This is a genomic window from Paeniglutamicibacter sp. ORCA_105, assembly GCF_045798545.1.
GTDB classification, from domain to species: Bacteria; Actinomycetota; Actinomycetes; order Actinomycetales; family Micrococcaceae; genus Paeniglutamicibacter; species Paeniglutamicibacter sulfureus.
In genome coordinates, this window is record NZ_JBIXLM010000049.1 from 23,523 (window position 1) to 31,915 (window position 8,393).

Genomic DNA, 8,393 nt, shown 5'->3' on the forward strand with positions numbered 1-8,393 from the left:
TTCATGGACGCGACGCTACTGCACACAGACGTTTTGGTAATCGGTGCCGGGCCCACGGGTTTGATGGCCGGGGCTTGGCTGCAGAATTTCGGGATCGACGCACGGGTCATTGACCTGAAGTCGGGTCCGACCCGCGAATCGCGCGCCCTGGCGCTGCAGGCACGCAGCATGGAGATCTACCGCCAACTGGGCCTGGCCGACGAGGTCAAGCGACGCTCGGTGCCGACCGGGGAAATGCGCCCGGGCATCGGGCCCCGCAGCTTCAAGAGCATCAAGCTCAACCGGCTCGGCTACGCCCAAACGCACTACGCGGGACTGACCATGCTGGAACAGAGCGCCAACGAGGAGCTGCTCTCCGAATATCTGAAGTCCGCCGGCAACGAAGTGCTCTGGGAACACGGCTACGAGTCCTTCGCCGAAACCGGGGACCGGATGCTCGTCAAGTGCACCGGGCCGCAGGGGCCGGTGCATATTTCTGCGCGCTTCATGATCGCAGCGGACGGGGCTTCCTCCCCCATCCGGGAATCCCTGGGCATTGCCTTTGAGGGGAAAACCGACGACGAGGTCTTCTACGTGCTCGACGCCCAGGGGGTCACCGGCATGGGCTCGGGAATCAACCTGCGCTTTTCCGATGAGAACTTCATGCTCGGCTTCCCGATGGGCAGGGATGATGCGGGCGGCGAGCGCCGCCGCCTGCTGGGCATCCTGCACGAACCCAAGGACTCCACCGGAGACAAACCCGATATCGACGAGGACCGCGCCCGGGCCAGCCTGCGCACCGAGTTCGGTGTCAGGTACGGATCGGCCTCGTGGTTCACCACCTACCGCGTGCATCACCGCGTTGCCGAGCACTTCGCCCGGGGCAGGGTTTTCCTGGCCGGGGATGCCGCCCACATCCACTCGCCGGTCGGAGCCCAGGGCATGAACACCGGGCTGCAGGACGCACACAACCTGGTGTGCAAGATGGCTGACGTCTTTTCCGGCCGCATGCCGGAGACCTACCTGGAGCGCTACGAAGTCGAACGCCGCCCCGTGGCCCTGCGCCTGGTGGCCACCACCGACAGGCTCTTCAGCGCCGCCACCTCGGATTCCCTGCTGGCCCGCACGATCCGCACCCGGGTGCTGCCTCTGGTGTGGCCGGCCGCCGTGCGACTGATGGGCAGAATACCTGCCGGGCGGCGCTTCTTCGGGTACCTTTCGCAGATCCGCATCCACTACTGGATGGATGACAGCGCCAAGGACCGTGCCACCCTGGCCACCGGCTTTGCCCGGACCAGGCGCCGCGGAAAGGTGCTGGGCCGCCGCCTGCCATGGGTGCCCAACCGCACCGGCGAGCACGCCGACAACTTCGAGGTGCTCAACGACGCCCGCTGGCAGGTGCACGTCTATGGCCCGGCCGGCCGGGAGCGCGGGGAGCAGCTGGCCGCCGAATACCAGGTGCCGCTGCATGAATTTGCCGCCGCTCCCAAGCGCCGCCTGCCCAATGGATCGGTGGTGTTGGTGCGGCCTGACATGTTCGTGGCCCACTTCGAACACGTGGGCAGCTAGGCTCAGCCGTTGACGGCCAGGACGTCGGCAAGTTCCTTCTTCTTGACGGCGAGGGCCGCGTCGGTGGTGCGGATGAACACGCTGAGCCAGCCAAAGACGATGCCCACGACCGCCAGCTCGAAGGCCGTGAGGTTGTAGTAGGCCAGCGGCTGCCAGAGCAGGGCAGCGCCCACCAGCCCCAGGAAGCAGGCAAAGGAGAGCAGGTGGAACACCCAGGGGAATCCCGGCAGCCAAAGGGCCGCGCCCAGCAGCAGCACCACGATGAATCCCGCAGCGATGCGCACGATGGCCGAGTGCACCGGCGCCGAGACGTTGAACGGGATCAGCCCGATCCCGATGACGCAGGCCCCCAAGCCCAGCAGGCAGGTGCGCACCACCGCGGGGCGCGGCCGGATGAAACGCGGCAGCGGCCTTCCGTGTGCGGTGGCCAGCCTGTCGTGGATGCGCGCCATCCGGATGACGTCGCGCACGATGAACGCGGTCAGGGTGCTGAGCACCAGGCCGGAGACGACCAGGGTCACATTGAACGTCCAGAAGGACATGAGCCCGGAGGACCTGGTGCCAAGGGCGGAGAACATCGAACGCCACCAGAACGGGTTCTCAGCGGCCAGCATGCTGATGAACACGCCGGTGGTCATGAAGGCGGCCAGCAGCGTTGACAGGCCTTGCGCCGTCACCCGCGCCGAGGACAGCAGGGCAACATAGCCGGCGATTCCGGCGGTGATGCCCAACATGAGGCTTCCCGCGTACCTGTCCACGGTCAGGCCCAGGAAGGCGTCCTGGAAGATCCGGAAGGTGACAAGTGCCGCCATCGCGGAGATTGCCGCGTGGATGATCACCAGTGCGCCGGCGTTGATGACCTGCCGGTAGAGCGGAAAGTCCAGCAGCCAGGTCTGGGTCTTGGTCAGCACCCTCAGGTAGCCGAGGACGCTTCCGGCCGACGCTGTCAGTGCCGCAAGGATCGCGGAGTAGACGCCCACGGAATGGTAGCCCGCCAAATCCGGACGGTGGCTTGCAAAGCCGATGAGCCCGACCAGCACGCCCAGGACCGTACAGCCGAACCCGAGCCACAGTGCCCAGCTTTCGCTGCGGAACTGGATCTCCGCCGATTCGCCCCGGTGCCCGGGTTCAAGTTCGTTATCCACACCGTTGATTCTTTCATTTTCGCCAACGCACTAGTAGGCCCCGGGTCCCGACCGACCGCATGTCTGGGCAAGAATGAATTGTTCGCATTATTGACACATGCTCACAAACTGCGCATGATGAGTTTATGAACAAGAAGAAGCGTACCCCGATCGACGAAGCCCGCCAGATGCTTGAGGATGTTCCATCCGATCCACTGGGCGCGGTCGAGCGACTGGGAGAGGTCCGCGAATTGATTGACACCGCATTAAACGAGGAGATGGCCAAGGCCGCCCTCGAGGGCGCGTCGATCCGTTCGGTGGCCGTCCGCGCCGGGCTTTCGCCCAATGCGGTCCCACCCCGGCTGGCCCGCACCTCGCAGCTGTCCAGCTACACGGACATCGGCGGCAAGGTGTCCAGCTCCTCCATCGAGCGAGCCCGCTACGACTCCGAAACCGGCCGCCCCGCGCCCACCGAACCCATGACCTTCAAACCAAGGCGCTCCAACTAGAAAAAGCACCGCTTCCCGAAAGGCACTCGCCATGTCCGCCAATGATTCAGCACTGCTCGTCTTCCTGCTCGACCGCTCCGGCTCCATGTACGACATCAAGACCGACATCGAGGGCGGCCTGAACGCCTATGTCGCCAATCAGTTGGCCGAGCCTGGCATTGCGACAGCCTCACTTCACCAATTCGACAACAAATACGAGGATGTCTACCTCGACCTGCCGCTCTCGGAAGTTCCCCGCTTCGTGCTGGAACCGCGCGGTTCCACCGCACTGCTGGACTCCATCGCCAGGACCATTTTTGAGACCCGACAGCGCATTGCTGCGATGCCAGTGGAGAAGCGCCCGGGAGTAGTCCACCTGAACATCGCTTCCGACGGGCTGGAGAACGCCTCGACGAAGTACACCCGTCGGGCCATCCATGATCTTGTCCAGACCCAGGAAAAGGTCGACAACTGGGTCATTTCCTACATGGGGTGCGACCAGGACGCCGTCGAGGTCGGGACCAGCCTGGGCATCTCGGCCGACCGATCCCTGACCTTCACCCGGGAGACGGCAGCCGAGGCCATGGACGCCTACAGCCTGATGACCACCTCGGTCCGCGGCGCCAGCCGCCGCGGCGCGGATTGGGACGAAGTTCTTGCCGAGTCCGTGTTCACTGAGCGCCAGCGCAAGGACACGGCCAAGTAACATGCGTGCCAACCTGGACTGGGTCACGGCCGACCTGGCCGTGGGTGGGGACCTGGACGATGACATCGGGATCTGGGTTCCCCAGCTCCGGGAAATCATCGACGCGGGCATCACCCACGTGGTTGACCTGCGTATCGAGGCCAATGATGCGAATATCTGGCAGCTCGCCAAGATCAAGTACGCCTGGCTGGGCACCAATGACGCCGACGGCCACGTCGTGGCCCCGGAGGTCTTCGATGCCGGCGTCCGCTTCGCCCGGCTCGCGGTGCGTGACGGCGGGAAGGTCCTGGCCCACTGCCACATGGGCATCAACCGCGGCCCATCCATGGGATTCGCGATCTTGCTGGATCGGGGGCACTCCCCCATCGAGGCGTTTGACATGATCCGCGCCGCCAGACCACAGGCCTTCATCGCCTACGCGCAGGACGCACTCGCGGCCCATGCTGCCCGGCAGCTTCGCGAGGGCGGCCGCCCGGTCAACCCTCAGAAGCAGGCTCGGGCACTGCAGAAGCACATCGACATGGTGCTTACGCCCAGCACCGTCGGGCGCATCCGCCACGTGATGCGCCAGAACCACCGCCGCGACCTCGGCTTCCCCGCCTAGCGCGGCGCTCGCCGGTTACCGAGGGTTGGACCCCGCGAGCCCCAGTCGCTTGGCCAGGTAGGGAGCGGTCCTGGACGTCGGATGCGCGGCCAATTGGGCAGGGGTCCCGGTGGCAACGATCTTTCCTCCGGCGTCCCCTCCCTCCGGGCCCAGGTCGATGACCCAGTCGGCGGCTGCCACCACATCCATGTGGTGTTCCACCACGATCACGGTGTTGGATTCATCGACCAGCCGGTGCAGCTGGCCCAGCAGCAATTGCACGTCCGCCGGGTGCAGGCCGGTGGTGGGCTCGTCCAACAGGTAGAGCGTGTGGCCCCGCCGGGCACGCTGCAGCTCGGTGGCAAGCTTGATGCGCTGGGCCTCGCCGCCGGAAAGCTCGGGCGCCGGTTGACCCAGGGATAGGTAGCCCAATCCCACGTCACGCAACGTCTCCAAGGACCGTGCCGCGGCCGGAATGCCAGCCAGGAATTCGGCGGCCTCGTCCACGCTCAGGGCCAGGATCTCGGCGATGTTCCTGCCCTCGTAGGTAACCTCGAGTGTCTCGGGGTTGTAGCGCGATCCGCGGCATTCGGGGCAGGGGCCGTAGCTGCCGGGCAGGAAGAGCAGTTCAACTTCCAGGTATCCCTCGCCCAGGCACGTCTCGCAGCGCCCGCCGGCCACATTGAAGGAAAACCGCCCTGCCCCGTAGCCGCGCTGCCTGGCCAAAGATGTGTCGGCAAAGGCCTTGCGCACCGCGTCGAAGAGGCCGGTGTAGGTGGCAAGGTTGGAGCGCGGAGTGCGGCCAATGGGTTTTTGGTCCATGGCCACGATCCGATCGATCCGCCCTGCTCCGCGTACCTCGCGCACCGTGGCCCGGTCGGTTGCCGTGTCCGGCTCGCCCTCGCCCGACTCGAAGGAATCGTGCGTTCCGTTGGATCCCTTGGATCCGTCGCCGCGCATTCTGTCCAAAACACCGTATGCCAATGCCTGGCTGACCAGCGAGGACTTGCCGGATCCGGAAACACCGGTGACGGCGCTGAGCACGCCCAGCGGGAAGCTCGCGTCAAGATCCGCCAGGTTGTGCAGGCTGATCCCGTCCAGTTCCAGCCAGTGCTCGGCTTCCCGCGGCGTCCGGGGTGCAGCGGCATCGGCGGGCTCCAGGAAACGCCGGGTCACCGATTCGGGAATCTTAGCCAGCCCCGCCACCGGTCCGCTGTAGAGAACCTTGCCGCCTCCCGCGCCCGCCCCGGGACCCACGTCGATGATCCAGTCCGCACGGCCGACCACGTCCATGTTGTGTTCCACCACAAAGACCGAGTTCCCGCCGGCTTTCAGGGCCTCGAGCACCTCCAGCAGCGGTCGGGCGTCGGCGGGGTGCAGCCCGGCGGATGGTTCGTCGAGCACGTAGATCACCCCGAAGAGGCCCGAGCGCAGCTGCGTGGCGATGCGCAGGCGCTGCATTTCCCCCGGCGAGAGTGTGGGGGTGCCGCGGTCCAGGCTCAGGTAGCCCAGCCCCAACCCGGTGAGCACCTCGATGCGCTCCAGCAGGTCGGCGGCGATCGAGGCGGCCACCTCGTGTGCTGGTTCCCCTCCGGGAGCCGGCCGGTTCTCGGCAACCGGTCGCAGCACCGTGGCGAGGGCATCGAGCGCGGTGGCGTTGAACTCTGAGATGTCCAGCCCGGCGAAGCCCACGGCCAGGGCCTCGGGGCGGAAGCCCGTTCCGGAGCACGCCGGGCAGGGGCCCGAGCGCATGAAGCGCAGCGCCTTGTTGCGCATCGTCTCGGACTTGGAGTCGGCCACGGTGTGCAGCACATAGCGCCGAGCGCTCCAGAACCGGCCCTTGTAGGGCTTGGCGACCCTGTCGCGTTCGGGTGTCACCTCCACCACGGGTTGTTCCTCGGTGAACAGAAGCCAGTCGCGCACCTTTTTGGGAAGTTCCCTGAAGGGTACATCCACGTCGTGGCCCAGGTGCGAGGTGATGTCGCGCAGGTTCTTTCCCTGCCAGGCACCGGGCCAGGCGGCGATCGCGCCTTCGCGGATGCTCAGTGACGGGTCTGGAACAAGTGAGTCCTCGGTGACGGTGTGGGCGATGCCCAGGCCGTGGCATTGCGGGCAGGCGCCCACCGCGGTGTTCGGCGAGAAGGAGTCCGAGTCCAGGCGCGGAACCCCCTGGGGATAGTCCCCGGCCCGGGAGAAGAGCATGCGCACCGAGTTTGAGAGCGTGGTCAGCGTGCCCACGGTGGAACGGGAGCTGGCGGTGCCGCGGCGCTGTTGCAAGGCGACGGCCGGTGGCAGTCCGGAGATGAATTCGACCTTGGGCGTGTGGCCCTGGGCGATGAGCCGACGTGCATAAGGTGCCACGGATTCCAGGAATCGGCGCTGCGCCTCGGCAAAGATGGTGCCAAAGGCCAGCGAGGATTTCCCTGATCCCGAGACCCCGGTGAAGGCGACGATGGCATCGCGCGGGATGCGCACCTCCACGTCCTGCAGGTTGTTCTCGTTGGCGCCGCGCACGTGGACGAACCCGTCATCCTTGTTTGGTGCCGGCGTGTATTCGGTGTCCTGCCCAATGCTGTTCACCATCCCCACCCTAAGGCGCGTACCCGCCCGATCTCCAGCCGCTGCGTTGTTACGTCGGTTCTCCGCCGTGTTGCCGTGTTCGGCATCGTTGCGTCGCATAGGGTTTTTCCTGAAACCATCCCCAGCAGAGGAACCGACATGGCCAAGCACAGCGACACCGGCAAGAAGTCCGAGGACAGCGACGAGGAACTGCACCGCAAGTGGAACGAGTTGCTGCAGGAAATGCGCGTGATGCAGACAGGCGCGCAGATCCTGGCAGCTTTTCTGGTGGTCCTGCCCTTCCAGTCGCGCTTCGACACCCTGGAGGCACCGGATGAAAAGTTCTACCTGGTGCTCTTGGTGGCCTCCGCCCTGGTGATCCTCCTGCTCGTGACGCCCGTGGCGGTCCACCGGCACTTCTTCGGACAGCAGCTCAAGGCCACCACCGTGCACCTGGGCCACATCATTTCCAGGCTGGTCGTCGTGGGGGTGGGTGTCCTGGTGGCCGGGTGCGTCTGGTTCGTCGTCCAGGTCCTTCACGGCTGGCAAATGGGCCTGATTGTGGGAGGGATCCTCACGGCTGCAGCACTGTTCCTCTTGCTCGTCCTGCCCCGGATCGTCACCCCCCGCTCGAAGCTTCCGGCGGAATGACGGGTCGGCCTTACCAGAAACCAACCATTCGGTGTTTTTGTGTTTTCCATACGCGTAAATCCCGGGCCTTTAGCGCCCGGTGCATGATACGTTCCTAAGTACCGCTACATCACATGGATATCCACGGAAGACTGCGCGGCAGTCGAACATCGAGGAGGCATCAATGGCAGCAAAAACCACGAGCAATGCAGGATTCACGGTTCCGGGACTGAGCCTGGCCAACGGCCACAAGGTCGCCAACGCCCTGCAGATGCGGATCCACGCATTCAACGACCTGCAATTGACGCTCAAGCACGCACACTGGAACGTCGTGGGACGCGATTTCATCGGCGTCCACGAAATGCTTGACCCCCAGATTGAATTGGTCCGCGCCATGATCGACGCGCTGGCCGAACGCATGGCCACCATGGGCGTTGCCCCCAACGGGCTACCCGGCGCACTGGTGAAGGCACGCAGCTGGGACGACTACGAGATTGGCCGGGCCAGCACCACCGAGCACCTCGCGGCGCTCGATGTGGTCTACACCGGGGTCATCGAGTCAATGCGCAAGACCATCGAGGAGGTCGGCGAGCTGGACCCGATCACCGAGGACATCCTCATCGGCCAGACCGGCGAGCTGGAGCAATTCCAGTGGTTCATGCGATCCCACCTGGAAAACAGCGAGGGCCAACTGTCCAACCGGGACGCCAACACCGAGAAGGGCGCAGCCAAGAAGGCCAAGTAGCCCGAGCCGC

At 65.4% G+C, this 8,393-nt stretch carries 8 protein-coding genes; 6 read left to right on the forward strand and 2 right to left on the reverse strand.

Features of this window, described 5'->3' with window-relative positions; translation table 11 throughout:
* Positions 1-3: 3 nt before the first annotated feature.
* Positions 4-1,548 carry an FAD-dependent monooxygenase gene (locus ACIPUB_RS17940; protein ID WP_407608621.1) on the forward strand — a complete coding sequence of 515 codons (1,545 nt, stop codon included), beginning with the start codon at positions 4-6 and terminating at the stop codon, positions 1,546-1,548.
* A 2-nt stretch (positions 1,549-1,550) separates the two neighbouring features.
* Here ACIPUB_RS17940 and ACIPUB_RS17945 read toward each other — a convergent pair whose 3' ends face one another.
* On the reverse strand, positions 1,551-2,693 hold the full coding sequence (locus ACIPUB_RS17945) for a hypothetical protein (RefSeq protein ID WP_407608622.1): 1,143 nt from the start codon (positions 2,691-2,693) through the stop codon (positions 1,551-1,553).
* A gap of 125 nt (positions 2,694-2,818) precedes the next feature.
* On the opposite strand from ACIPUB_RS17945, the gene ACIPUB_RS17950 reads away from it, so the two are divergent.
* The 3 genes from ACIPUB_RS17950 to ACIPUB_RS17960 are packed head-to-tail and all read left to right on the forward strand — an operon-like array spanning position 2,819 to position 4,470.
* Complete coding sequence (locus ACIPUB_RS17950) at positions 2,819-3,181, forward strand: hypothetical protein (RefSeq protein ID WP_407608623.1); 363 nt, start codon at positions 2,819-2,821, stop codon at positions 3,179-3,181.
* 31 nt (positions 3,182-3,212) lie between these two features.
* On the forward strand, positions 3,213-3,866 hold the full coding sequence (locus ACIPUB_RS17955; RefSeq protein ID WP_407608624.1) for a VWA domain-containing protein: 654 nt from the start codon (positions 3,213-3,215) through the stop codon (positions 3,864-3,866).
* Position 3,867: 1 nt separating this feature from the next.
* Complete coding sequence (locus tag ACIPUB_RS17960) at positions 3,868-4,470, forward strand: dual specificity protein phosphatase family protein (protein ID WP_407608625.1); 603 nt, start codon at positions 3,868-3,870, stop codon at positions 4,468-4,470.
* A gap of 15 nt (positions 4,471-4,485) precedes the next feature.
* On the opposite strand, the gene ACIPUB_RS17965 is transcribed toward ACIPUB_RS17960, so the two are convergent.
* Positions 4,486-7,032 carry an ABC transporter gene (locus ACIPUB_RS17965; RefSeq protein WP_407608626.1) on the reverse strand — a complete coding sequence of 849 codons (2,547 nt, stop codon included), beginning with the start codon at positions 7,030-7,032 and terminating at the stop codon, positions 4,486-4,488.
* 135 nt (positions 7,033-7,167) lie between these two features.
* Here ACIPUB_RS17965 and ACIPUB_RS17970 point away from each other — a divergent pair, with 135 nt between their 5' ends.
* Positions 7,168-7,659 (forward strand): DUF6328 family protein, encoded by a 492-nt coding sequence (locus tag ACIPUB_RS17970; protein WP_407608627.1) that lies wholly within the window; start codon positions 7,168-7,170, stop codon positions 7,657-7,659.
* 163 nt (positions 7,660-7,822) lie between these two features.
* The gene (locus ACIPUB_RS17975; RefSeq protein WP_407608628.1) at positions 7,823-8,383 is read left to right on the forward strand and encodes a Dps family protein; all 561 of its coding nucleotides are present in this window, start codon (positions 7,823-7,825) and stop codon (positions 8,381-8,383) included.
* The last annotated feature ends 10 nt before the right edge of the window (positions 8,384-8,393 follow it).